Source organism: uncultured Phyllobacterium sp., from assembly GCF_902479695.1.
GTDB classification, from domain to species: Bacteria; Pseudomonadota; Alphaproteobacteria; order Rhizobiales; family Rhizobiaceae; genus Phyllobacterium; species Phyllobacterium calauticae.
The window spans coordinates 21,211-46,339 of record NZ_CABSQF010000008.1; the positions used below are offsets into that span (position 1 = coordinate 21,211).

Consider the following 25,129-nt stretch of genomic DNA (forward strand, 5'->3'; position numbering starts at 1 on the left):
ATTAGCCTTGCTCTAACAAATGGCAACGGGCGCGATGAAAATGCTCACCGGACGAATTGATAAATGACGGAATATCGCCCTCGCGGCATTTATCGAATGCGGAAGGGCAACGCGGATTGAAGGCACAGCCAGGCGGGGGATCAAGCGGTGATGGTGCTTCACCCTGCATCCGGCGCTGGCGCGTCATGGGGGCCAGAGGATCGGGGATGGAAGCGATCAAAGCCTGCGTATAGGGATGCAGCGGACTGGTGAAAATATCACTCCATACGCCCTCTTCAACGATGCGGCCCAGATACATCACTGCGATGCGGTCGCTCATATGTTCAACGACACCGAGATCGTGCGAAATCATCAAAAGCGCGATACCGAGTTCGTCTTTCAATTCCAGCAGCAAGTTGATGATCTGGGCGCGGATCGACACGTCGAGAGCAGAAACGGGCTCGTCGCAGACAAGCAGTTTCGGTTGAACAATCAAGGCGCGTGCAATGCAAATACGCTGTCTTTGGCCGCCTGAAAACTCATGTGGCTTGCGATCCGCCGCTTCAGGTTTCATGCCAACCTTGGCCAACATGTCTGTCACGCGGGCTTCGATCTCCGCACTGTCTTTCATACCGTGGAGACGCAAAGGCGCGGCAAGAGCCTCTCGCACGGAACGGCGTGGATTGAGCGAAGCAAACGGATCCTGAAACACCATCTGCACATTGCGGGCCTGCGCGAGCGGATCGTTTTTAACTGCTGTCGGCACATCCCGCCCTGCCACACGCACCGAGCCGGAAGTGATGGGAATGAGCCCCATAATGGCACCGGCAAGCGTGGATTTTCCGCAGCCGCTTTCGCCTACCAGACCGAGGCATTCGCCGGCTTTGAGAGAGAGATCAATTCCGTTGACAGCCTTCAGTGTCTTTTTTCGAAAGCCTTCGCGAACAGAATAATGAATGCGCAGATCTTGAATGGCGAGCACGTCGGCGGTGTTGCCGTTCTTGTCGCTATCTGTTGGTGTCAAAGTGGTGATCTGTTCAGTCATGATGGAAACACCTAATCGAACCCAGCTCACCAAGGGACGCTGCGGGCGGCATAACCTCCCTGCACTCTTCGGTGACACGCGGACAACGCGAAGCAAAACCGCACCCGATATCGCGCTCCATCAAGCCCGGAACGACACCTTTGATCTCGGTTAATCGGGAGCGGCCTTCCCTCAAACGACGGCCGAGGAGCGGCAAAGAGGCTACAAGCCCATGCGTATAAGGGTGGCGCGGATCGGTAAAAATCTCACTGGCAGGACGCTGTTCGACAATGTGGCCTGCATACATAACCGCCACCCGATGGCACATGCGCGCAACAAGCCCCAGATCATGCGAAATCATCAGAACTGCCGTGCCCCGGGCGGTGCACAGATCAAGTATGAGCTCAACAATTTCTGCCTGGATGGTCACATCCAGTGCGGTAGTCGGCTCATCGGCAATCAGCAATGCCGGGTCGCAGGCCAGCGCGATAGCAATCATCACACGCTGGCGCATGCCACCGGAAAGCTGATGCGGATAATCCTTGATGCGCCGTTCCGGGCTTGGAACCTGTACCTGCTCCAGTGCCTCTATGGCTTTGAGCCGGGCCTGACGGGCGCTCATGCCCTTATGCAGCACGAACATTTCGCCGATCTGGTCGCCAATCGTCATCAGAGGATTGAGCGAGGTCATCGGCTCCTGAAAGATCATGGCCACACGGTCGCCGCGCAGACGGCGTAAATCCTTATTGGGCAAGCGGTTTATATCCTGCCCTTCCAGAAGCACACGTCCCTGCGTGACGTTCATCGGGTCGCGCAGCAAACCCGCAATCGTCAGGGCACACAGACTCTTACCGCAGCCGGACTCTCCGACAAGCCCGAACACTTCACCGGCTCGAATGGAAAAATCAACCTGGTTTACCGCGGGAAAGTTCTGTCCTTTGGCGCGCAGCGCAATCGAAAGATTTTCCACCTGCAGAATAGGATTGTCAGCCATCAGCGTTTTGACCTCCCGTGCGGATCAAGCAGGTCACGCAAGCCGTCGCCCAGCATATTGAAGCCGAGCACGGTGATGAAAAGCGCCATTCCCGGAAAAATCGCGACCCATGGCGCAACCATGAGCTGCTCGCGTGCCCGTGCCAGCATACCGCCCCAGCTCGGTGCAGGCGGAACAACACCCAATCCCAGAAAAGACAGTGATGCTTCTGCCATAATGGCCGATCCGATGCCCATTGTGGCCACCACAATGAGCGGCCCGCCAATGTTCGGCAGAATTTCACGCAGCATGATGTAGAATTTACCGAAACCGAGCGTGCGGGCTGCCTGCACATAGTTTTGTGATTTTTGAGTCAGAACCTGCGCCCGCGAAATACGGCAGCTATAGGCCCAGTCCGTCAAACCAAGGGCAATCAGCAGACTGAGCAGTCCGGGCCCAAGAACCGCCATGAGAGCCAAGGCGAACACAATGGTTGGAATGGATAGCATCAGATTTGTCAGGCCTTGCACAAACTCGTCCCACCAGCCGCCGAGATAGCCGGCGGAAAGACCAAGCAGAACGCCTATGCACGTGTTCATCGTCTGAACGGCAAGGCCGATCACAAGTGAGATACGCGCACCATAAGCAATGCGTGAGAAAATATCCCGGCCCTGCTCATCTGTACCAAACCAGAACCGCGCACTTGGTGCTTCTTCAGCATAGAGAAGATTGGAGTTGGAAACCGGATCGTAATGGGCAATCCATGGCGCAAACAGCGCCACCAGAATAATGGTCACAAAGATTGTGAGCCCTATGACAAGATTGGAGCGGAACATCAGTGCTGCCTGTTCTGTTCAGAATGTTTGCATGATTGCAAAGAACGCTTTTCCATGAGCACTCAGCGATATCGAATGCGCGGGTCGATCGCGAGATAGGCGATATCGACAAGCGTGTTGATGATGAGAAAGAAGAGCACGATCACAAGAATGCAGCCTTGAACCGTTGGTATGTCGCGCATGGAAACCGATTGCGTTAAAAGCGAACCGATACCCGGCCACGCAAACAAGTTCTCAATGACGACCGAGCCACCCAGCATGGAGCCGAATTGCAGGCCGATTGTTGTGAGCACCAATACAAAGGCATTGCGCGCTATATGCTTGGTAACAATGCGGAATTCGGAGTTTCCCTTTGATCTGGCCGTGCGGACAAAATCAGCATTCATGGTTTCCAGCACAGCTGCACGGGTCGTGCGTGCCAAAAGTGCCATAGGGGCAATACCGAGCGTCAGGGCAGGCAGCACCAGATTCTTGAAATTGCCGTTGCCATAGCCAAAAGTGGGCAGCCAGCCCAGTTTGAGCGATATGAAATACATAGCCAGCAAACCGAACCAGAAACCGGGCAGCGAGAGACCGGAAACGGCTGTTATCATGGCGGTTGTATCCAGCCATGTGCCCTGTCGCACGGCTGCCAGAAAGCCAAGCGGCAGGCCGATGATAATGGCAAAAGCAATAGCCGCAACGGCGAGTTTGAATGAGGCGACTATGCGGGTGGATAGCATGGCGGTGACAGGGCGTTGCGTGGAAAAGGACGTGCCGAGATCACCTGTTGCAAGCCCGGAAATATATTTGCCGAACCGCCGTGGCAACGGATCGTTCAAGCCCAGTTCCTTTTCGATGCGTTCGGTAACCGCCGGGTCAATGTCGCGTTTGTCACTGGAGAGCGACGACACAAATGTGCCGGGCATGACGCTGAATAGAAAGAAGATCAGCGTTATTGCGGCAAAAACCGTGACCAGAGATTGCAGCAGTCGCCTGCCAATCACCATCAACATAGGAATATCCATAAATCGTGTTTAGAGAGAAGCGGCCGATGTTGCGGCTGCTTGGAAAAGCACCCCTAGTCGGGAAATGTCGAGCTCAGGGCTTTTCAGCTTACTGAGTGGTGTTCTGGTAGTCCGGCATGGCGCCGGACTGCCAGAACGGATCAACTGCTCGATTAACGACCAGGCGCGTTGGCGTCGAGCCAAAGCGAATCCACTTCAATGATGGCGGCTTCGGTCACATTGGTGTCAACGCCGTGAATCCAAGGCTGGGTTGCCACAACGGCCTTATTGTAATTATTGAACCAGACTGGCGCCTTTTCAAAAATATAGCCATCCGCTTTCTTTAAAAGCTCAATACGCCTGGCCGGATCCGATTCAGCCGACGCCGCATCCAGAATTGCGTCATAAGTGGGGTCCTTGAAAGCACTGCGGTTACAACCCGAACGGCTTACACGGCTGTCGAAGCAGCGCAAAGTAGTGAGCGGATCAGGTCCGGTGCCCGCAGAACGAAACCATGCCATGGCCGATCCCTGATTCATTTCATCAACAAGCGTGTTGGAATCCACGACCTTGGCTTTGGCAGTGATGCCGACTTCTTTGAGAAATGGCATCATGGCTTCCAGAACACCGAGGCTCGATGTCCCTTCGGTCACGGATATTGTAACTTCAAAGCCATTGGGATAGCCGGCTGCAGCCAGCAGCTCCTTGGCTTTCGCGGGGTCATACGGATATGGCGCGCGGTCTTTGTCAAATGCAGGGGATGTAGTTGGTAGCCAGCCCGTTGCCTTATACGCTTTGTCTTTGAGAAGTTTGTGGATGATGATGTCACGGTCAACGGCATAATTGATTGCCTGCCGCACACGCACATCGTCAAAGGGCTTCTTTTCAGTGTTGAGGCCCATATGGCGGGTGAACACTTCCGAAATTTCAATCAGGCCCTTGGAAAGTTCTGGATCAGCCTTGTAAAGAACATAAGCGTTTTCTGACAGAACGGTAGCATCCAGCTCGCCAGCGCGAAATGCCATATCAAGCGCGCTGTTGTCACCGGATATGGTGAAATCCACCGCATCAGCATAGGGCTTGCCCTGCTTATAATATTTGTCGAATTTTTTGCCCGAGATTTTTGAACCTTCGACGTGATCCCCAAAGGTAAATGGTCCAAGACCAACCGGATGGGTAAGGAAATTGCCGCTTTCTACTTCTTCTTTTGGCAGAATAGCAGTAATTGCTTCGAAGAATTGCGTGCCCGGATCGACAAGGTCTTTGAATGTGAGCGAGAAGGTGCGGTCATCGATCTTTTTAATGCCGCTGATTTCTTTGACTTCACCCTTGGAATATTCCTGCGCACCGACGAGCGTGCCGACCTGCACCGCGCCCGGATAGCCCTTTGCCGGGTCCATGATACGCGTATAGGACCAGACCACATCATCTGTCGTCAGCTTACGACCATTGTGGAAATAGATGTTGTCAAACAGCTTATAAGTGAAGGTTTTACCGTCATCACTGGTTTTAACCAATTCAGCCAGATCAAGAGCAGGCGCGTTTTTGGCCGAATCCCACGTATAAAGGGAACGGTGAAACGCTTTGGAGACCACCATGTCCTGCGAGGTGTAAGTCGCATGCGGGTCAAGACTTTTGAGGGCTGCGCCATAGGGCGCTGCCAGATGCAGCGTACCGCCGGGCTTTGGCTCATCTGCCCAGGCTGAGCTTGCAGGAACCGCCGCAGACAGTGCGGCGGCAATCAATGCAGCTTTTATGATCGAGCGATAGTTCATGGTTTTCCCCTTTTTCCTTGATTGGCTTTTACGGTCAGCTTATTTTTGGAAGGCATATCGGTAAAAGTGCCGCGCGAAATTGGGCAGAAAACTTTTGTCATTCGCTGACCATTCCCCATCGCACATCACACAGAGAACAAAACTTTTTCCGTCAGGCGTTTCCCCGTAGACCAGATCGTGCCTGGTCCAGGACGTATGACCCGCTTTCGACCACGTCATTACATCCCGTGGCAAACCCTCAACCAAAAAACCAAGGACCTGATCACCCTCTGGATCGGCATCATTTGGATGGCGCTGAAACTCACGGTTCATCAGCCCCATCATCCAATCGGAGCGCGCACGCGCTCCGCGCGCGATATCGTGCATCAAAGCTGCTGCGGATAAGGCGGTGAGAAGATTTCCATTTTTGCCATTGCGGATCTGCTTGGCGCGACCGTACGGGCTGTCCTCATATGTGCCATGCAATACGTTGATACCCGTAAATTCTGGCCGGTTCTGTGATTCATACCACAGCTGGACACCGTGGCGCGCCGCGCACCATTCTTCCAGCGCTTTTCCCTGCAAAGGGGCGCCATCATCAGCACCAGTCAAACGTCCCACGAGATAAACCGTCGCCTCATTGGAGGAAATGGCCATCATCTGTTCGGCGGCGCGGTCATCTTCCACGTCCTCGGCCACGCGGCCTTCCTCTCGGAAAGCTGCCAATGCATCGAGAAAAAACAGCTTCACGACACTCGCCGGATAAAGCGGTTTCATTGCCTGATGTCCAAACCATGACGAATTCAGGAATGCGCCGGGGTCAACCAGGCGTAAGGGAGCATCGAAAAGGCAGGCAGCCAGGCTGACACGGCTTTCATCGAGAGCGCCATTTGTCGACAGCAATGCTTCTGATAGTGCGCGTGATGCCGGATGCGTCTTCGGCATTTGGGCTGTGGCGTTCATTTATGTTCCCTATTTTTAAAGCAATTTAGTCATGGAAATTTATTCGTTGATATAGAAATATCATTGGAACTTTATGCGCGTGCGATATGATGTGGTAAAAATCACCGCAATTTCGGAGGGCAAAAGGTGGGATCGAGCAAAGATCATATCGGTTTGCGCCAGGTAGAAATTTTTCGCGCCACCATGAAGTTTGGTACCGTCACGGCTGCCGCGGCGGCTCTTGGTTCTTCGCAACCAACCATCACGCGGGAGTTAGCACGATTGGAGCAACATATCGGCTTTCGCCTGTTTGAACGGCGTCTGCAAAGATTGGTGCCAACGGCCAGAGCGCTCAAGCTTTTTGAGGAAGTGCAAGCCTCATTCATCGGTCTGGATCGTATCAATGACTTTATCGATCGTCTGCGCGATGCTTCGGAAGAAGTGCTGACGGTCGCTTCTCTGCCGGCCTTTGCACAGACGATACTGCCTGAAGCGGTCGCGCGATTGAATGCCACCCATCCGGATTTGACACTGCAAATCAGCACGGTTGACCCCCGCAATCAATCGAGCATTTCCGGTTTTAATTTTGATGTCGGCCTGATCGAGGGCGTCTATACTGAAAGAGATGCGGAATCGCGGATATTATGGGTGTTCAAGCTCGTCGCCATCATGCCACCGGATCATCCTCTGGCACAACGTGACTATGTTGAGCCGCACGATTTCGAGGGCATCAACTTCATCAGTCTCGGCTCTCAGGACCCATACCGGCTGAGTGTGGAACGTATATTCGACACGGCTGGCACACAAAGACGGCTGTTCCTGTCATCGCAATCGGCCAGCAGCGTGTGCGAACTGGTGCTGAAAGGGTTGGGTATTTCAATTATCAATCCGCTTACCGCGTTAAGCTATGAAAAACACGGCCTCGTATTGAAACCTTTTTTGCCCGCACAGGATTTTGTCCTGTCCGTTTTACGTCCAATCAATCGCCCTATCGTCGCCAGTTCTGATGCGTTGGTGGCGCATTTATCCCAAATATGTGCGCAAACGCATCAAAATCTGGTCCAAAAACGTTTGGCTGCTTTGGCATCACGCCGGATCGCGTCGAGCACATACCCGTCTTGATCGACAGCCCATCACAGCCAGTGCTTGCAACCATCGACGGCGACGGCGACGCCGACTTCGTCCAGGTGCCAGATATCATCGCTGCAGGCCTGCTTGCGACGCAGCCCGTCAGCGGACATCTTTAATCCAGACCGAAAAAGCCTCTATGACCGCCGCCCGGGGACTATAAGGCATTGAAACGATGTAGAAACCATAGCCTGGCAACGACAGCGGATGCGCTTTGACGAGCAGACCGGTTTCCAGCTCATGACCGACGATGACATCGCTGCAGATCGCGATTCCCTGCCCTGCCAGGACCGCGTCAATCGCGTGCAGTTCTTCCCGAAAGCTCAGATCCCACGCCTTGTCCATCTTCAGATTGGGATCGATCGACCGCGCTTTCGACAGCCATTGCCGCCAGGTCGGGGCCTCGGGATCCTTGTTCAACCAATCAAAATGGATCAAAGGAAAACGCAGAAGATCCGAGACGCGCTGAGATGCATGGCCGTTGCGCTTGAGCAGATTTGGGCTGCACACTGGAAAAAACGTATCGCGGCAGACCTCCTGCGCAGGAAAGTCCGAAGGCGGCCTGCGGGCATAGCGGATGGCGACATCCGCTGCCCCGGCGCGCAGATCCAGCACCACATCGGTCCCGATGATCTCCAACGGGACGGTTGGGTTTGCTTCCCGCCACTTTGGCAGGCGTGGGACGAGCCATCGACTTGCAAAGGCATTCGGGCTCGTAACCCGCAAAGGCGCCTGCTCGTCCGTCTCGGCAACGGCAGCGATGGCACCTGCGAGGGCATCAAAGCCATTGCGCAGAGCGGGAAACAGTCGGGCGCCTGCGCTCGTCAACACGAGAGGCCGCGGACGCCGCTGAAACAGTTGGCAACCGCACGTCCCTTCCAGCAACCGGATTTGATGACTGATCGCTGTCGGCGTAACGCCAAGCTCCTCTGCAGCCGCCTTGAAGCTCCCATGCCTCGCAGCCGCCTCGAAGGCGTGCAACGAGCGAAGAGGCGGAAGCTTTCTCATGTGGACAATGTAGATGAATTTCTCTCATCCAGCACCTGAGATCTTCGACATTGCAGTTGGTTGCAGGCCTATGAGACCATGCGGAAAGCTGGGAGGCGTACAACGATGGAGTCGAAGAGGCCAGTTGACCATCCAACGGGCACATATCCGCCCGGCACTGCAGCTATCGAGAAGCTTCGGCAAGGCCTTCGGGGCGACCTGATCATTCCAGGAGACGCCGTCTACGATGAAGCGCGCAGGGTCTGGAACGGGGCAATCGATAGGCGACCCGCCCTGATTGTCTACTGCGTCGACGCCAACGACGTGATCCAGGCCGTGACCTTCGCTCGGACGCACAACTGTCTTGTGGCGGTTAGAAGTGGCGGCCACAACGTCGCGGGCCTGTCGGTCTGTGATGCCGGCATGGTTATCGATCTCTCGCGCATGAAGCGCATCGCGGTCGATCCCGTCAGCAGCGTCGCCCATGCCGAGGCTGGTCTGAGTCTGGGCGAGTTCGATACGGCAACGCAGGCTTACGGTCTGGCGACGACGATGGGTGTTAACAGCGACACCGGCATCGCAGGGCTCACACTGGGTGGCGGTTTCGGCAAGCTCGGCCGCAAATATGGTTTGACTTGTGACAATCTCATCGCGGCCGACGTCGTCACTGCTGACGGGAGGCTGCTGAGGGCAAGCGCCGCTGATCATTCCGATCTGTTCTGGGGGTTGCGGGGCGGTGGGGGCAATTTCGGAATCGTGACGGCGTTTGAGTACGCGCTCCATCCTGTCGGTCCGTCCCTTCTCGTCGGTTCGGTGCTTCACCGATACGATCAGGCCCGCGAGGCGATCCGCTTTTATGACGATTTTGCCCGCAAAGCGCCGGACGAACTAAGCGTCGACGCGGCGCTTGTGACGATGCAATCGGGCGAACGGTTCTTCAGCGTTTCGGCCTGCTATGTCGGACCGCCCGAATCCGGTAAGCCAATCCTCGCGCCTCTGATGACGTTCGGCACGCCCGTGGAAAGCAGCCTCGGAGCCATCCCCTACCTTCAGATCCAGTCGAAGGGCGACGCCATTTTTCCCCGCGGGCGCCGCTACTACTGGAAAGCCCAGTTCCTCAATGAAATCAGTAGTTCCGCTATCGATGCGCTGCTCGAGGCCTATGCGGGCGCTCCCTCTGCCACCTCGCTCTTGGTCTTCCAGCAGGTCGGCGGCGCTATCGCCCGCGTGCCAAAATCTGCAGCACCCTACGCCAATCGTGATGCGCTCTATGACTGTTTCCCGATCGCGATCTGGGATGATCACGCGGATGACGAAGCAAACATCCAGTGGGCTCGCGCGATGTGGAGCGCCATCAGGCCATATGCGACCAGCGGCGTCTACGCAAACAACCTCGGCGATGAGGGCGACGACCGCGTGCGCCAGGCCTATGGCGAGAACTATGCCCGCCTGGTGGCGCTCAAAACCAAATATGATCCGGCCAATTTGTTTCGGCTGAACCAGAATATCCCGCCGAATGCATCTTGATCATTGATGCGCAGCGACTTCGACAGGATAAGGTGTTGGAGTCTTTAGATGGATGCAGGCGCGCTGTCGCTGGACCAGCCTTGCCGCTGCCAAGGATGAGGGTGACTTGGATAAAAGGAATGGTGAGACGATCAGTATTATCGGCCATTTTCAAAGGATCGCTACCTTTCATCGTCCATCTGAGGTAGCTTTCCCACGTTCGGTTCTGCACGTACCACCGCCTCAATGCCGGATTGCGTCAGCTCCGGTTAAACGTGCCAAATTATACCGACACGAACCTCAGGCCGCCATCCCTTGCCACAAGGCGCCCCCACACACTTCAGCCTATCGAAATTGTAGCTTCGGGCTAATATTCGTAATAGCCCGCAGTGCGAAGGTATCAAAATGCCAATCCCACGCAGCAGAGCATGATCGGGACAATGTTTTCAGCCCAACGAACGTCCCGTTCCCCTAGCGGGTATTATTGCAGAAATGCCCACGCACCCCTTCGCTGACAAGCTGCGCTCATATGGAGCCGCAAAGCGCCAGGTCATGCCGCATATCGAACACCGGCCTCACAAGGAGCTTAACAACCGTGCGCAGATTTCTCATCTGCCCTTTCGAAAACGGGCGCGAACACGGCAAGCGTTTCGGTCCATCGGGTCCTTATAACAATTTCTGACAATCTTTTCCGCAGTCCGTAACCTCTTCAGAACCGCAATGATACCCTTCCGTGCCTTAAGTCGAACAATGTGACATCACTCTTGACAGCCGTCATTAATTTATAAAGATTAGAAAATAATAGGGAGGAAGCATGGGCATCCATCATGGCGCCATACTGCGCATCCTGCGCGATGACGGCCCTCAGTCGAGGGCGGAGTTGGCGCGGCGGACTGCCCTGTCGCCAACCGCGTTAACCCATCTGACCGCACAGCTACTGAAGGATGGAACGGTCACGGAACTCACCCAGGCGGTCGCCAGCGGTGCGCCTGTCGGCCGGCCCGCCGTCAATGTCGCGCTCGTGCCGGACGCAAATGCGATGGTTGGCGTGCATCTCGGCGCTGGCACCATCCACGCCACGATCACCGATCTCAAGGCCACACCGAAGGTCAAGGCTTCGCTGTACTTCGACACGGCCAGCAGCGAGCCGACGGCAGTGATCCGGCAAGTCGTCAAGACCGTCGAGGGGCTGATCAAGAAGTCCGGCGTCGATCGCTCTCGGCTTCTCGGCCTCGGGCTCGGCGTGCCCGGCCCGGTCGATACGGAACGCCGCCGCAACCTCCTGTCGATCAACTATGACTGGAAGGATGTTCCGTTCGCCGACGAGTTGGAAACCATGCTGAGCATGCCGGTGGTGGTCGAACACAATGTCAGCGCCATGGCGTTGGCGGAATCGCGCTACGGCATCGGGCGCGACGCCACCGCCCTGCTTTACATCTACCTGCGCACCGGCCTTGGCGCCGGCCTCGTGATCAACGGCCGGCCGTTCCGTCCGGGCGGCCATGGCGCCGTCGAGCTTGGCCATATCCAGGTCGTCGAGCATGGCGAACTCTGCTCCTGCGGCAGCACCGGCTGCTTGGAGACATTTCTCTCCGAGGGAGCGCTCACTCGCGCCGTCAACATCGACAAGCCGCATCCGCGCCAGTTGCTTGCGGTGGTTGAGCGGCACCCCGATGTCTGGAACGCCGCATTGCGGCACTTGACGACGGCAATCGCCAGCGCGACCAATTTGCTCAACCCCGACCTGATCGTCTTTGGTGGCCATCTGGCCGAGGCGCCCGAGAGCTTCATCGACAGCATCCGCAAAAGCGTTCCACCGCGCGTGCTGCCACCCATGCGCGACGCGCTGCGCTTCGAGCGATCGAGCCTCGGCAATGGCGCCGGTGCCATTGGCGGCGCCGCCGCGGCGCTCGATCAGCTTTTCTATTCCGGGGTATCGCGATGAACGCGCCGCCGAAGACAGCGCGCCAGCCCGACCGCGTGGCAAAGGCCCGCGCCCCCGATTTCCAGGGTCTCGGACTCAACTTCGTCGGGCTCGTCGCCGGTATCGCCGTGTGGTGGGTGCTGACTGCCAGCGGCGCGGTCGGACTGCCGCCGCCACCGGACGTCGCGCGCAAATTCGTCGAGCTCGTCGCCAACGGCCAGCTTGCTACCGACATCGCCTCGAGCCTTGCCCGCGTACTCAGCGGCTTCCTCATCGGTGTCATCCTTGCCATTCCCGTCGGTTTCGTCATGGGCTGGTACAAGGTCGCGCGCGCGCTCATAGAGCCGTACCTGCAGTTTTTCAGGATGATCCCGCCGCTCGCCATCATCCCGCTGGCGATCGTAACGATGGGCATCGACGAGACACCAAAAATCTTCGTCATTTTCCTGGCATCGTTCCTCGCCAGCGTCGTCGCCACCTACCAGGGCGTCATCAGCGTCGACAGGACAATGATCAACGCCGCGCGCGTGCTGGGTGCGAAGGATCTGACGATCTTCCTGCGCATCGTCATTCCGGCCTCCACCCCATTCATCCTGGTCGGCGTGCGCATCGGCCTCGGCTCGGCCTGGGCGACGCTGGTGGCGGCAGAGCTGATCGCGGCGCAGACCGGGCTCGGCTACCGCATGCAGCAGGCGCAGCTCTATTACGATCTTCCGACCATCTTCGTCAGCCTGATCACCATCGGCATCCTAGGCCTTGCCATGGATCGCCTGCTGCTGGCGATCGAACGTCGACTGACTGTCTGGCAGGAGCGCGCGTGATGCAGCAGAAGATCGTCTTCAAAAATGTGACCCGGCGCTTCGACCTCAGGAACAATACCTTCGTTGCGCTGGACCGTTTCTCGCTTGACGTCGCCGATGGCGAATTCATCACCGTGGTCGGTCCTTCCGGCTGCGGCAAGTCGACTGCGCTCAACATCGCCGCCGGGCTACTGGCGCCCAGCGACGGCGAGGTGCTGGTGGACGGACATACGGTCGACGGACCTGGCCCCGAACGCGGCATGATCTTCCAACAATACGCGCTCTTTCCCTGGCTGACTGTGCGCGAGAACGTCGAATTTGGGCTACGGGTCAAGGGCGAACCGACGGCGCGAGAAGGCCAGCTATTTCATCGATCTGGTCGGCCTCAGCGATTTCGCCGACGCACTGCCGAAAACCTTGTCCGGCGGCATGAAGCAGCGCTGTGCCATAGCCCGTGCCTATGCGGTCGACCCGTCGGTGCTGCTCATGGACGAGCCGTTCGGCGCGCTCGACGCGCTGACGCGCGTGCAGATGCAGGACCAGTTGCTGGAAACGTGGAGCCGCGAGCGTCGCACGGTGATGTTCATCACGCATGACGTCGATGAGGCCGTCTATCTCGCCAACCGCGTCATCGTCATGGCGGCGCGCCCGGGACGGCTGAAGGAGATCATAACGGTCGACCTGCCCTATCCCAGAACCGAGGAAATCCGGCTTTCGAGCGAATTCACGGCCATCCGCAACCGCGTCTGGCACGCGGTCTATCACCAGTAGCAACAGACAAGGAGGAGGAACGACATGATACTGACACGAAGACATTTCATCACCTCATCGGCTGCGGCCGTCGCGTTCGCGACGGGAAGCGCTGGCACCAGAGCCGCCGGCCTTCCGGCGCGCATTGGCTATAATGGCGATTTCTGGGGTGCGAGCGTCGCCGGCGTTGCAAGCGACCAGGGCTTCTTCACCAAGCATGGCGTCGATGCCAACACCAAGGTGTTCACCAACGGACCAATCCAGGTCCAGGCGCTCGGTGCCAACAGCCTGGAATTCGGCTATCTCGGGCCTGGCGCGCTTTGGCTGCCGGCGACCGGCAAGGCCAAAATCATCGCCGTGAACGATGTCGGCTTCTCCGATCGCGTGATCGCGCAGGCCGGCATCAAGTCGATCGCCGATCTCAAGGGTAAGAAGGTCGCCATCGCTGCGGGAACTTCGGGCGACATGCTGCTGCGCTTGGCGCTGAAAAAGGCCGGCATGGCGATGACCGACCTCAACATCGTGCAGATGGACCCGAGCACCATCGTCGCCGCCTTCTCATCGAAGCAGGTCGATGCCGCCGGCATCTGGTACCCATTCGTCGGCATCATCGGCAAGAATGTGCCGAACCTGGTCGAATTAGCCAAGAACGACGACTTCTACCCGGCAACGACATTCCCCAGCGTGTTCATCGCCCGCAACGATCTCGTCGAAAGCAATCCCGATCTGGTCAAGCGGGTGACCGGTGCCATCAAAGAGGCGCAGGATTTTCGCGCCGCCAATCAGGAGAAGTCGATCGAGATCACCGCCAAGCTGCTCGGCATTCCGGCCGATCAGCTCAAGGTCGAGGCCGGCTATGGCCGTTTCATGACCTCGGCCGAACTGGTGAAGCTGACCAAGGATGGCACTGTCGACGGTTGGTTCAAGACCATGAATGACCTGTTCAAGACCTTCGGCAAGTTCGACACCTCGCTCGACCCCAAAGACTATTATCTCGGCGACCAGTACATCGCGGCCTGACCGCGACGACCGGACACACCACTGAATCGGGCCGGACAAGTCCGGCCCCGGTACCGACCCACAGTAAACGGCAATGCGCAGAGGCGGGTATACAATGAACGTACTTTACATCGACATCGACAGCCTGAGACGCGACCATCTCGGCTGCTACGGCTATCATCGCAACACCTCGCCGGTCATCGACAGTCTCGCCCGCGATGGTATCCGCTTCGACAATGTCTATGTCTCCGACGTACCCTGTCATCCCTCGCGCACGGCGCTGTGGAGCGGGCGGCACGGCATGAAAACCGGCGTGGTCGGACATGGCGGCACCGCCTGCGAGCCGTTCCGCGAGGGCGCCGAGCGCGCCTGGGCCGGAACCTTCTACGAGGAAGGCTGGATGCGCGCGCTGCGCGACCTCGACTACCACACCACCACGATCAGCAGCTTCGGCGAGCGGCACGGCTGCTGGCACTGGTATGCCGGCTTCAATGAGATCATCAACCCCGGCAAGGCCGGCATGGAAAACGCCGATGAGGTCTCTAACTTGGCTGTTGACTGGCTGAAGCGCAATGGCTCGGCCAAAAAATGGTTCCTGCACGTCAATGTCTGGGATCCACATACCCCCTACCGCGCGCCGGACGCCTTTGGCGACCCCTTCGCCAGCGAACCGCTGCCCGAATGGATGACGAAGGAGGTGTTTGCCAAGAGCCATGCCGGCTACGGCCCGCATAGCCCGCAGGAGCCCTCCGGCTTCGATGTCGAGCCCGGCGGATCAAAATACCGGCGCATGCCGAGCCCGATCAGCGACATGGATCGCGTCAAGGCATGGTTCGATGGCTATGACACCGGCATACTATATGCCGACCACCATGTCGGGCTGATCATCGGCGAGCTGAAACGCCAAGGCCTGTTCGACCAGACGATCATCGTCATCGGCGCCGACCATGGCGAGAATCTCGGCGAGCTCAATGTTTGGGCCGACCACCAGACCGCCGATGAATTCACCTGCAACGTGCCGCTGGTGATCCGCTGGCCGGGCGCTGACGCACCACGCGGCATCAACCACGGCCTGCACTATCATTTCGACTGGGCCGCGACGCTAGTCGACCGGCTGGGTGGCACCGTGCCGCCAGTGTGGGACGGGCGTTCCTTCGCCCCGGCCTTGCAATCAGGTCAGGATGGCGGCCGCGATTTTCTGGTGCTGAGCCAGGGCGCCTGGGCGGTGCAGCGCGGCGTGCGGTTCCGGCTTCAGGCCGCCGACTGGATCATGCTGCGCACCTATCACGACGGTTACAAGGATTTCGGACCGGTCGCGCTTTTCAATCTGAGCGAAGATCCGCACGAACAGAACGATCTCGCGGCATCACGCCCCGACATCGTCGCCCATGCCAGCCAGCTGCTCGAGGACTGGCGAACCGCAATGGCCGTGAGCGGCGACAACGACGTCGATCCGCTGGTGACGGTGATGCGCGAAGGTGGGCCGTTCCACACAAAGGGCGAACTCCCAGCCTATCTGAAGAGACTGCGCGCCACCGGCCGCGCGGCCGCGGCGGCAGCGCTTGAGACGCGCCACCCTGCCCCGGCACCGCGCCGCCGATCGTTGAACTGAGGCGGGATCTCGTCGCCCAGGGAACGCCACTTTCGGCAATATTGGTCCGCCCAGCCCTATTTCTCGCAGGCATTCATTGATATAGTCTGCCTTGCACGACGTTGAAAAACCGCTGCTTGTTTCTGGAATACAGTTTGCCGAAGCAAGGCACTGTATTTATTGGATATCTACATGGAATTGAAATGGCTTGAAGATTTCCTGAGCCTCTCCCAGCATTACAGTTTTTCAAGAGCGGCCAATGACCGCCATATCACGCAGTCTGCCTTAAGCAGACGAATCAAGCAGTTGGAAGATTGGGTTGGCATGCCGCTGATCGACCGCTCAACCAATCCTATCCGGCTGACGGCGGCAGGGCAGAGTTTTCTGCCCCGGGCACAAGATGCTGTGGAGTTGCTGTACGGCGTCAGAAGTTCGCTGGCAGAACGCTACGCTCCCATGTGGGAAATTTTATCCTTCGCCACGCTGAACACACTTTCCCTGACATTCTTTCCTGCCTGGATGGCCGAGCTGGAAGCGTCCGGCGACAGTTTCCGCGCCCGGTTCGCCGACCCTCACTCGTCTTTCCTCGGCAACATCTCGACCCTGGTGAATGGCGACTGTGACTTCTTTCTCACCTATGCGCATCACGCAGTCCCGCAGATGGACGATCTGAAAGGGTTTCCGTTTCTTCCTCTCGGCGTTGAACGGGTCATTCCGGTTTCGGCCCGCGACCCGGCGGGCAGCCCGTTGCACAGTCTCAAGGATCGCTCTCGGCCGACCGATTATCTCAGCTATCGCGGCAACTCGTTTTTCTCTTCGGCCCTGCCCTGGCTTTTCGACAGGCACAAATTTCAGCTCAACACTGTCTACGAAAACGGGATGTCGGTTGCGCTGAAGGCAATGACGGTTTCCGGCCATGGCGTCGCGTGGATCCCGGAGGGCCTTGTAGCGGATGAATTGAAACGGGGCGTTCTCGTTCGGGCGGGCGACATGGACGCCGATCTGGTGGTCGATATCAGGGTTTACCGCACGCGGCAGTTTCGTAACCGGCATGCGGAAAGATTTTGGCGGCGGGCCTCGCAACTGGCAGCATGAGCCATCGGGAAGAAATCGTCCCGGCACCCGCCGCCGAGCCTTTACCTGAACAGGGGCCGTAAGATTTTCAGGTTGCCGGCAGTGTCGAGGTCCTGCAAATTGCCGTAAATCTCGCTGGCATTTTCTATACCGTCACAGCAATCCCGGAACTTTCGCGACCGGTCTGCTTCGGAAAAAGGCTGCTGGTTGGTGCCGACCGCGAACTGGCGCGATCTTTGCAGAACCTGGCCATTGCGCAGGGTTATCGTCACGACATGCGGCAGCTTTTGCGGCGATGCGCATTCGTCGTCCAAACTGTAGCTCTGCATGGTCACCGCGCCAAGAAGGTGGTCGCCCGCGAAGGTCCGCACTGCTTCGGGGGTAAAATCGGAAAGACCGAGATAGCCTTGCCGCAGGGCACGGGCCACGCAATACTGCATGGAAAAGCGCGCCTGCATCTGGTCGACGGGCGCTGGATAGGCCAGATTGCGATAGTTGGCGATCCCGACAAGCGTATCAACGGTCTTCACATCATCGGCAACAAAGTCGTGTTCATGCGCCAGATCGAGCAAGGCATCGATGATCATGTGCGTGGAACCACAGCATGGATGGCGCTTGGGCATCACGCCGGCAGTTTCGATGATATGCGCAGTCGGCGCAAGGATATCCTGCGTTTGCCAGTTGATCTGCGGGTCACCGGCAAAAAGCTCGCGAAACCCCTGCTCTCCTTCCAGAATGTCATGCCTTGCCTGCATTCCCGCCCTCGCAAGCAAAGCGGCTTCAACGGCATTGCGTGCCGCCATTCCGGCGTGAAACGGCTTGATAAGGGTGCCGAACTGACCCTTCGTACCGGATGCGAAACTCACTGCAATGGTCAGTGCACGGGCGGTCGCCTCAACGCTGAGCCCCAATATATGAGCTGTGGCTACAGCCGTACCGATACTGCCAATCGTCGAGGTGCCGTGCCAGCCGGCGGTATAATGCGCCTGCCCGACACCATCTCCGACATGTGCCTGCGCCTGCAGACCCGCCAGAAAAGCATCGATCAATTGTGATCCGCTTGTCTTTTCCAGATCCGCCAGCGCCAGTATGGCAGGAACCAGGACTGCCGATGCGTGACTCATACCGGGCAGGAAATTGTCATCGTAGTCCAGCGCGTGAGCGGCAGTGCCGTTGATGAGCCCTGCCAGCATGGGGCTGGATTTACCGCCAGTTACCAGGAGCGCCTCGCCACCGCTGCCCGGTCGGGCAAAGGCGTCCCTGACACTGCATGTGCTTTGGTCCGTACGCCCCGCCACCATGCACGCCAGCGTATCGATGATGGCGTTCTGCGCCAGCCGGCGTGCTTTGGCACTGGCCACAGGCCTGATGCTAGCCTCCGCTATGGCGGAGGCCACAGTCATGTCTTGCCCTTGCATGCTGCACTACCCCTGAAATGCATCCAGGACGAGCTTCAGTAGCCGTCCGAATTTGTGACGGTCAAGTTGCCGCCCCTGCACATCCGTATTGACCCGGTGCACCAGCACCATATCCAGCGCCGGCATGACGATACAGAAGTGGCCGCCCGCGCCAAAGCCGGCATAGCTGCCCTTAGGTGCCACGACTCCAGGGAAAAATACGCCGTCCCGCTCCAGCCACCACATATAGCCATAGGCTCCACGCGCACCCGCGTGAGAATACGGCATGACGCATTCCTGCGCCCAGCCCTGCGGCAGGATGTGGGCGCCATTCCATGAACCATGGCGCAGATAAAGCTGGCCAAACCGGGCCAGGTCCCGCGTCGATAAGCGGAACGGATAAGCTGCATGGCGGCTTTCAGTGAAATGATCGTGCCAACCGTCAGGCTTTGCACCGTCAAGCGAGAAATCCTCAAATTGCAAAGGCTTGGCAATGCGTTCGTTGAAGGCTTGATGGACCGTCTTGCCTGTCAATTGTTCGAAGATCGTGCCGAGCGCATTGAAGTCCCAATTGTTGTAACACCAGAAAGTGCCTGGGGCATGGGCGTGTCGCTTTTCCTTGATCATTCGCATCCACGGCGTTTCATAACCGGCAGCGTGATAAATGCCCGAACGAGCGGTCAGCAGATCGTAGACTGTCGCCTGCTTTTCGACCGCGCTCAGTCCATCATTGTCATCAATGCCCAGGGCTTCCAGCGTCTGGCTCAGATCAATGGTTCCGTCCGCGACATCCTGCCCCATCAGGGCCGCCAGAACGCTTTTGCGGATCGAATGGCAGAGATATTTGCGGGTGATATCGCCATAGGTGTAAACAATCTTGCCACCTTGCACGATCATTAAAGCATCAGTTTCCTGAGCATCGGCGCAGGCTTCAACCGCTTGCAGCCCCTTATCCAGCCAACCAGCGGCTGAAGGGTCCTTGATCCGCTCCCATTCCCCGGCCGGATTGGCTGCCGAATGATAGTTCATTATTGCATGTCCTTGTCATGATTGTGTGCCACCGCCTCGACACTCGCCTGCAGGAAATCCTGCGTGTAGGAATCCCTGGCCCGCGATTGCCGCAGATCGTCTGCAGTGAGTTCTTCCAGTATAATGCCCTTGTGCATGACACCGACGCGTTCGCAGATATGCGCGACCACGGCCAGATCATGCGAAACCATGAGATAGGTGAGGTTTCGCTCGCGGCGCAGCGTCTTCAGAAGATTGAGAATTTCCGCCTGAACCGATACGTCCAGCGCCGAGGTCGGCTCATCCAGCAGCAGCACCTCAGGTTCAATGATCAGTGCACGGGCAATCGCCACGCGTTGGCGCTGGCCGCCCGACAATTCATGCGGATAGCGATACATGAAGTTCGGCCCAAGCCCGACGGCTGCCAGCACATCGCGGATACGCTCTTCCCTACGGTCCATGCCGTGGATCGCAAGAGATTCATTAAGTACCTTGTACACCTGCTTGCGCGGGTGCAGCGAAGCATAGGGGTCCTGAAACACCATCTGCACCCGGCGAAAGAACGCCTTGTCGCGCGTGCCCGTCATCGGCTGACCATCAAAGATGAAACTGCCCTGATAATGCGGGATCAATCCTGCAAGCGCGCGCAAAATCGTCGACTTCCCGCAGCCTGACTCTCCGATCAGGCCATAGGCCTGGCCCCGCGCAATGTGAAAGCGGGCTTTCTTGACCACGGCGGTCCGTTTGCGGCCTTTGCCGAAAATAACCGACAGATCCGACACATCAACGTGTGGTCTCCCAATGTCATTCATCATGCCTGTCCCTCGCTCAGAGTTGCACCGCTCAGCCAGCTCGGATCACGCTCTGGAACTTTCAGCATGTCGACCGGGTGATCGAGCCGCGGAAGACTGGCCAAAAGTGCCTGCGTATAGGGATGCCTGGCCTTATGCAGTTCCTTGGCGGGCAGGTCCTCCATAATGCGGCCCGCATACATCACCAGAACGCGGTCGCAGAAATCGGCGACCAGATTGAGGTCGTGGCTGATGAACATCAGCCCGGTGCCAGAACGGCTGACGAGTTCATCCAGAACCGTCAGCACCTGCCGGCGCACCGTCACGTCCAGAGCGGATGTCGGCTCGTCGGCAATAATCATGTCCGGTTCCGGAATGAGCATCATGGCGATCATCACGCGCTGTCCCATGCCACCCGATATCTCATGCGGGAACAGTTTCATGACGCGTTCCGGATCGCGAATATGGACGGCTTCCAGCATGGCCAGCGTTTTTTGTCTGGCTATTGCGGGCCGTGCGCGATGATGGAGACGATAGGCTTCCATGATCTGATCGCCGATACGGATCAAGGGATTGAGTGAGTATTTCGGATCCTGCAGGATCATTGAAATACGGTTGCCCCGTATCGTACGCATCTTCCGTTCGCTGGCAGAAAGCAGGTCGACGCCGTCGAAACGCATTGCCTTCGCGCGAATTTGCGCAGATTTCGGCGTCAGTTTCAGCACCGAACGGCCCGTCATCGACTTGCCCGAACCAGACTCGCCGACAATTCCCACCTTCTCCCGTCCGATGGAGAAACTGATGCCACGCACAATGTCGATATCGTGTTTCACGCCCGGAAACGACACCCAGAGATCATCAACTTCAAGCAGAGGTTTTGTCATGATCTTTATCCGTTCCGTGGATCGAGAATATCGCGCAGACCATCGCCCAAAAGATTGAAGGCGAGACTGGCAAGAAGAATTGCGCAGCCCGGCACCGCGGCGAGCCACCACGAGGTCATCATGAATTCTCGGCCGCTGGAAAGCATCGCGCCCCATTCAGGGCTTGGCGGCTGTGCGCCCAGGCCCAGAAAACCAAGGCCCGCAGCTGTCAGAATGATCGACGACATATTGAGTGTGATGCGAATGACGACTGAAGGGATACACATCGGCACGACATGTTTTGCAATCACACGCATCGTGGATGCGCCCTGCAGGCGGATCGCGGCGACATAGTCGGACGAGCGGATGGTCAGGGTTTCCGCACGGGCAAGACGGGCGATCGGTGGCCAGGCGGCAAGCGAAATCGCGATGACTGCGTTTTCAATGCCGGGCCCAAGGGCAGCGGCAAAGGACAGGGCGAGAACGAGACTGGGAAAGGCGAGAAAAATATCGACAATACGCATCAAAGCCGTATCGACCCAGCCGCCGATGTAGCCAGCGGTGGTGCCAACGATCAACCCAATCGGTGCGGCGATAATCGCGGTTAGTGTGACAATATACAGCGTGATGCGCGAGCCAAAGACAAGACGGCTGAAAATATCGCGCCCCAGTTCATCGGTCCCGAAATAATGGGCCCATGACGGCCTTTGCAGCCGGTTCGCCAGATCATTGGTTCCGATATCATGGGTGGCGATATAGGGCGCAAACAACGCCACAAGAACCAGCAGCACAATCACAAAGAGGCCAAAAACGGCTGAGGTATTGGAGAGAAGCTTCAACCAGGAGCGTCGCAGCTGCTGTGCATTGGCTTGCAATGCAGAGGTCGGCACTGGCGCGGTCAGCCATTCACGCAGAGAACTGAAAGAGCGCACCGGATTTGTCGTGAGTTCATTGCTCATCTATGGCTCCTATCGGGTTCGAGGATCGAAAATGCGATAGAGGAGATCGCTGATCAGATTGATGCCGACGAACAGGATGCCGACGATCAATGTGCATCCAACGACGGCGTTCATGTCACCGGCCAGAAGCGCATTGGTGAGATAACGGCCAAACCCCGGCCAAGCGAACACGGTTTCCGTCAGGACAGCCCCCTCCAGCAGAAACGCATAGGAGAGCGCAACAACCGTAACCACTTGAACAGCGACATTGCGGAAAGCATGCCCCCAGACAGTGCGTGCCCAGGAAAGCCCTTTGACACGGGCGGTAATGATATATTCCTGATTGAGTTGCTCTATCATGAAGCCGCGCGTCATGCGGCTGATATAGGCCATGGAGCCGAATGCAAGGATCAGGGCGGGCATGATGACGTGACTGATGGCATTGCCAAAAGCATCCCATTGCCCCTGCATTGCGCTGTCGATGAGCAGGAAGCCCGTCGTCGGCTCGACCGAATATTCATAGAGAAAGTCGATACGGCCCGGCCCGCCGATCCATCCCAGCGTGGCATAGAAGATCAGGAGCGCCATAAGGCCAAGCCAGAAATTCGGAGTGGAATAACCAAGCAGACTGATCATGCGCACGGCATGATCCAGCGGTGAATTGCGGTACATGGCCGAAAACACGCCAAGCGGAATGCCGAAGCCGGTCCCGATGATGATGGCGACCGTGGCCAGTTCGATGGTCGCCGGAAAGACGCGGCCAATATCCTCCAGCACAGGGCGTCCCGACGTCAGCGCATTGCCGAAGTCGAACATCACCGCATTCTTGAGATAGAGGCCATATTGAACAATCAGTGGCTGGTCGAGACCAAGCTTGCGATACATCATGTCGTAAGCCTCCTGGGAGATATTATCGCCCAGCATCGCAACGACCGGATCAAGCGGCAAAAGACGGCTGATGAAAAATGTCAGCGTGACCAAGCCCAGAAGTGTAACAGCCACGGAAAAGATCAGGCGCGCGGAGGCAGCGAGAAAGAGAAGCACAGGACCGAACTCCTCCTCGCCTTCCAGGTCTTCCAGAATGTCGTGCGTTGTCATCGGCTTTGATCCTGAACAAGATGAATAAGGATGCGAAATCCACCGCCATATCCGGTAATGTGCGCGCCGCGCTTTGAGGCAGTTGCAGACATCACCTGATCGACGTGGGGGTCGCCGGTCCGGGAGGGGACCGGCAGGGGCTTGAAACGCGTTATTTCGCAGCCAGATCGTAATAGACGCGGAAACCGTTCCAGCTCCAGTTCTTCATGGCCTTGTTGACGCCGGCAACGTTGTAGATCTGGAAGATGAAGGCGTGCGGACCTTTCTCCATCATCTGCTTTTGCAGATCGACATACTTCTGCTTGCGCGTGGATTCATCTTTTTCAAACAGGGCGTCGTCTACCTGTTTGTTGACAGCCACGTCGAAATAGCTGGCGCGCCAGCTCGGATACATGGTCTGCTTGGCCTCGGCGCGGTTGTCCGGATTGAAAATCTGGCGTGAGGCGTTGCCATGCGCATCCGGCACTGTTGTCTGCCAGCCCATCAAAGACGTCTGGAATTCGCGGCCGCGGATACGGCTGAACAATTGCGCATTCGCCATGCGCTCGATCTTGATCTTCACACCCGCCTTGGCAGCAGCATCCTGAATGCTTTGTGCAATCGGAGCCGCATAAGGCGCGGTGCTGATGAACATCGTTGTTTCGAAGCCATTGGGATAGCCAGCTTCTTTCAGAAGTTCCCTGGCCTTTTCCACGTCGAGCTTGAACGGCTGGCCATCTCTTTCATCGAGCGCACCAAACGCGCCGAGTTGAACGAAGCTTGCGCGCGGAACACCCACATTATGGATGACCGTTTTGCCAAGACCTTCATAATCGATGAGATAGCGCATCGCCAGGCGCACTTTCTCATTGGCGAAAACCGGATCGGCGTTGTTGAAATTCCAATAGAACAGCGACGGCTTCAAAGCACGCGAGGCTGTTGCCTTGTTCTGGGTTTCAAGATCGCGCAAATCTTCCGGCGTCAGATCACGGGCAATGTCGATATCGCCCTTTTCCAGCAGCAGGCGCTGCGTTCCAGCTTCTGAGACGTGGCGGATCAACACCTGCTTCAGCTTCGGCGCTTCGCCCCAATAATTGGCGTTGGCCTGAAGAATGACAACTTCCGCCGGGTTCCAGCGCATGAGCTTGTAAGGTCCGATACAATCCGAACGTGTGGCAAGATATTTATTGCCCATATCGCCATCAACCTGATTTGCCATCAGCACTTTCTGATTGAGAAGTGCGGCAACGCGATTGGCGGCAATGGCAGCCAGAATGAGATTTGCCGGATAGGGCTTATCAAGCCTGAACACCAGCGTATTGTCGTCCGGGGCAGTTATACTCTGGTCTGCATTGTCCTTGGTGAAACCATATTCCGTCAGCGTCGCAGCGTTGCCAAAGCCAAGTTTCACAACACGGCGCAACGACCACGCCATGTCACCTGCGGTTGCCTTTTCGCCGGACGGAAACGCCAGGTCGTCACGCATGTGGAAAGTGATCTGCAGTCCATCCTGGGAAACATCCCAGCTCTTTGCCAGCTTGGGCACAAGCTTCGTTTCATCGGCAGGATCGAAATCGACGAGCGGATCGCAGATATTCTGGATGATCTCGTTGGTGGCCGCTTCACCGATCTGCGCTGGATCAAACGTGCTGATGGCATCGATATTCCAAGCCATTGCCAACGTATTGGGTGGCGATGCTGCTTCTGCAGTAAAAGTGATGCCTGCAAGGCCCGCAACAAGGATAAGCGCCGTGCTGCGGCGCAAAATGGTTCTGGTTTTCAAATCGCTCATGTTCGTCCCC

Annotated in this window: 21 protein-coding genes and 3 pseudogenes; 9 read left to right on the forward strand and 15 right to left on the reverse strand. The window is 57.4% G+C overall.

Features of this window, described 5'->3' with window-relative positions; translation table 11 throughout:
- Nucleotide 1 precedes the first annotated feature (1 nt).
- The 6 genes from RDL77_RS06865 to RDL77_RS06890 form a co-directional block, all read right to left on the reverse strand.
- A complete protein-coding gene (locus RDL77_RS06865) occupies nt 2–1,024 on the reverse strand; it encodes an ABC transporter ATP-binding protein (protein ID WP_288192286.1) in 1,023 nt (340 codons plus the stop codon).
- On the reverse strand, nt 1,017–1,997 hold the full coding sequence (locus tag RDL77_RS06870; RefSeq protein WP_288192287.1) for an ABC transporter ATP-binding protein: 981 nt from the start codon (nt 1,995–1,997) through the stop codon (nt 1,017–1,019). Before RDL77_RS06870 ends, RDL77_RS06865 begins: the two co-directional genes overlap by 8 nt.
- Complete coding sequence (locus RDL77_RS06875; protein ID WP_223614592.1) at nt 1,997–2,815, reverse strand: ABC transporter permease; 819 nt, start codon at nt 2,813–2,815, stop codon at nt 1,997–1,999. Before RDL77_RS06875 ends, RDL77_RS06870 begins: the two co-directional genes overlap by 1 nt.
- A 59-nt stretch (nt 2,816–2,874) precedes the next feature.
- Complete coding sequence (locus RDL77_RS06880; RefSeq protein WP_288192288.1) at nt 2,875–3,807, reverse strand: ABC transporter permease; 933 nt, start codon at nt 3,805–3,807, stop codon at nt 2,875–2,877.
- A 164-nt stretch (nt 3,808–3,971) separates the two neighbouring features.
- The gene (locus RDL77_RS06885) at nt 3,972–5,573 is read right to left on the reverse strand and encodes an ABC transporter substrate-binding protein (protein WP_288192289.1); all 1,602 of its coding nucleotides are present in this window, start codon (nt 5,571–5,573) and stop codon (nt 3,972–3,974) included.
- 39 nt (nt 5,574–5,612) lie between these two features.
- Nucleotides 5,613–6,515 carry a serine hydrolase gene (locus RDL77_RS06890; RefSeq protein ID WP_288192290.1) on the reverse strand — a complete coding sequence of 301 codons (903 nt, stop codon included), beginning with the start codon at nt 6,513–6,515 and terminating at the stop codon, nt 5,613–5,615.
- A gap of 126 nt (nt 6,516–6,641) precedes the next feature.
- Between RDL77_RS06890 and RDL77_RS06895 the strand changes: the two genes are divergently transcribed.
- On the forward strand, nt 6,642–7,616 hold the full coding sequence (locus tag RDL77_RS06895; protein WP_288192291.1) for a LysR family transcriptional regulator: 975 nt from the start codon (nt 6,642–6,644) through the stop codon (nt 7,614–7,616).
- Here the strand turns inward: RDL77_RS06895 and RDL77_RS06900 are convergent.
- Nucleotides 7,550–7,720: pseudogene (locus RDL77_RS06900) on the reverse strand (IS6 family transposase); the annotation flags it as partial. The gene RDL77_RS06895 and the pseudogene RDL77_RS06900 sit on opposite strands and share 67 nt — an antisense overlap.
- Before the next feature lie 4 nt (nt 7,721–7,724).
- On the reverse strand, nt 7,725–8,603 hold the full coding sequence (locus tag RDL77_RS06905) for a LysR substrate-binding domain-containing protein (protein ID WP_288192292.1): 879 nt from the start codon (nt 8,601–8,603) through the stop codon (nt 7,725–7,727).
- A gap of 132 nt (nt 8,604–8,735) precedes the next feature.
- Between RDL77_RS06905 and RDL77_RS06910 the strand changes: the two genes are divergently transcribed.
- The 8 genes and pseudogenes from RDL77_RS06910 to RDL77_RS06945 all read left to right on the forward strand — a co-directional run bounded on the left by RDL77_RS06910 (nt 8,736) and on the right by RDL77_RS06945 (nt 17,274).
- Entirely contained in the window at nt 8,736–10,136 is a 1,401-nt protein-coding gene (locus RDL77_RS06910) for an FAD-binding oxidoreductase (RefSeq protein ID WP_288192293.1), read from the forward strand.
- Nucleotides 10,137–10,625: 489 nt separating this feature from the next.
- Nucleotides 10,626–10,784 (forward strand): annotated as a pseudogene (locus tag RDL77_RS06915) (IS6 family transposase); the annotation flags it as partial.
- 145 nt (nt 10,785–10,929) lie between these two features.
- Nucleotides 10,930–12,060, forward strand: a complete 1,131-nt coding sequence (locus RDL77_RS06920) for an ROK family transcriptional regulator (protein ID WP_288192294.1) — start codon at nt 10,930–10,932, stop codon at nt 12,058–12,060.
- Nucleotides 12,057–12,860: an ABC transporter permease gene (locus tag RDL77_RS06925; RefSeq protein WP_288192295.1), complete on the forward strand. Its 804-nt coding sequence runs from the start codon at nt 12,057–12,059 to the stop codon at nt 12,858–12,860. The genes RDL77_RS06920 and RDL77_RS06925 overlap by 4 nt, the downstream gene beginning before the upstream one ends.
- A pseudogene (locus RDL77_RS06930) lies at nt 12,860–13,610 on the forward strand (ABC transporter ATP-binding protein). The gene RDL77_RS06925 and the pseudogene RDL77_RS06930 overlap by 1 nt, the downstream one beginning before the upstream one ends.
- A 30-nt stretch (nt 13,611–13,640) precedes the next feature.
- Nucleotides 13,641–14,609 carry an aliphatic sulfonate ABC transporter substrate-binding protein gene (locus tag RDL77_RS06935; RefSeq protein WP_374042681.1) on the forward strand — a complete coding sequence of 323 codons (969 nt, stop codon included), beginning with the start codon at nt 13,641–13,643 and terminating at the stop codon, nt 14,607–14,609.
- Between the two features lie 94 nt (nt 14,610–14,703).
- Nucleotides 14,704–16,200 (forward strand): sulfatase, encoded by a 1,497-nt coding sequence (locus RDL77_RS06940; RefSeq protein WP_288192297.1) that lies wholly within the window; start codon nt 14,704–14,706, stop codon nt 16,198–16,200.
- A 171-nt stretch (nt 16,201–16,371) separates the two neighbouring features.
- Nucleotides 16,372–17,274 (forward strand): LysR family transcriptional regulator, encoded by a 903-nt coding sequence (locus tag RDL77_RS06945; RefSeq protein WP_288192298.1) that lies wholly within the window; start codon nt 16,372–16,374, stop codon nt 17,272–17,274.
- A gap of 41 nt (nt 17,275–17,315) precedes the next feature.
- On the opposite strand, the gene RDL77_RS06950 is transcribed toward RDL77_RS06945, so the two are convergent.
- The 7 genes from RDL77_RS06950 to RDL77_RS06980 form a co-directional block, all read right to left on the reverse strand.
- On the reverse strand, nt 17,316–18,656 hold the full coding sequence (locus RDL77_RS06950; protein ID WP_288192299.1) for an MmgE/PrpD family protein: 1,341 nt from the start codon (nt 18,654–18,656) through the stop codon (nt 17,316–17,318).
- 21 nt (nt 18,657–18,677) lie between these two features.
- Nucleotides 18,678–19,679: a serine hydrolase gene (locus RDL77_RS06955; protein ID WP_288192300.1), complete on the reverse strand. Its 1,002-nt coding sequence runs from the start codon at nt 19,677–19,679 to the stop codon at nt 18,678–18,680.
- Nucleotides 19,679–20,470 carry an ABC transporter ATP-binding protein gene (locus RDL77_RS06960; RefSeq protein ID WP_288192385.1) on the reverse strand — a complete coding sequence of 264 codons (792 nt, stop codon included), beginning with the start codon at nt 20,468–20,470 and terminating at the stop codon, nt 19,679–19,681. Before RDL77_RS06960 ends, RDL77_RS06955 begins: the two co-directional genes overlap by 1 nt.
- A complete protein-coding gene (locus RDL77_RS06965) occupies nt 20,470–21,333 on the reverse strand; it encodes an ABC transporter ATP-binding protein (protein ID WP_288192301.1) in 864 nt (287 codons plus the stop codon). Before RDL77_RS06965 ends, RDL77_RS06960 begins: the two co-directional genes overlap by 1 nt.
- Nucleotides 21,334–21,338: 5 nt before the next feature.
- Nucleotides 21,339–22,271, reverse strand: coding sequence for an ABC transporter permease (locus RDL77_RS06970; protein ID WP_130272551.1), 933 nt, complete (start codon nt 22,269–22,271; stop codon nt 21,339–21,341).
- Between the two features lie 9 nt (nt 22,272–22,280).
- Nucleotides 22,281–23,348, reverse strand: coding sequence for an ABC transporter permease (locus tag RDL77_RS06975; RefSeq protein WP_223614544.1), 1,068 nt, complete (start codon nt 23,346–23,348; stop codon nt 22,281–22,283).
- Nucleotides 23,349–23,499: 151 nt separating this feature from the next.
- Complete coding sequence (locus tag RDL77_RS06980) at nt 23,500–25,119, reverse strand: ABC transporter substrate-binding protein (protein ID WP_288192302.1); 1,620 nt, start codon at nt 25,117–25,119, stop codon at nt 23,500–23,502.
- Between the last annotated feature and the right edge of the window lie 10 nt (nt 25,120–25,129).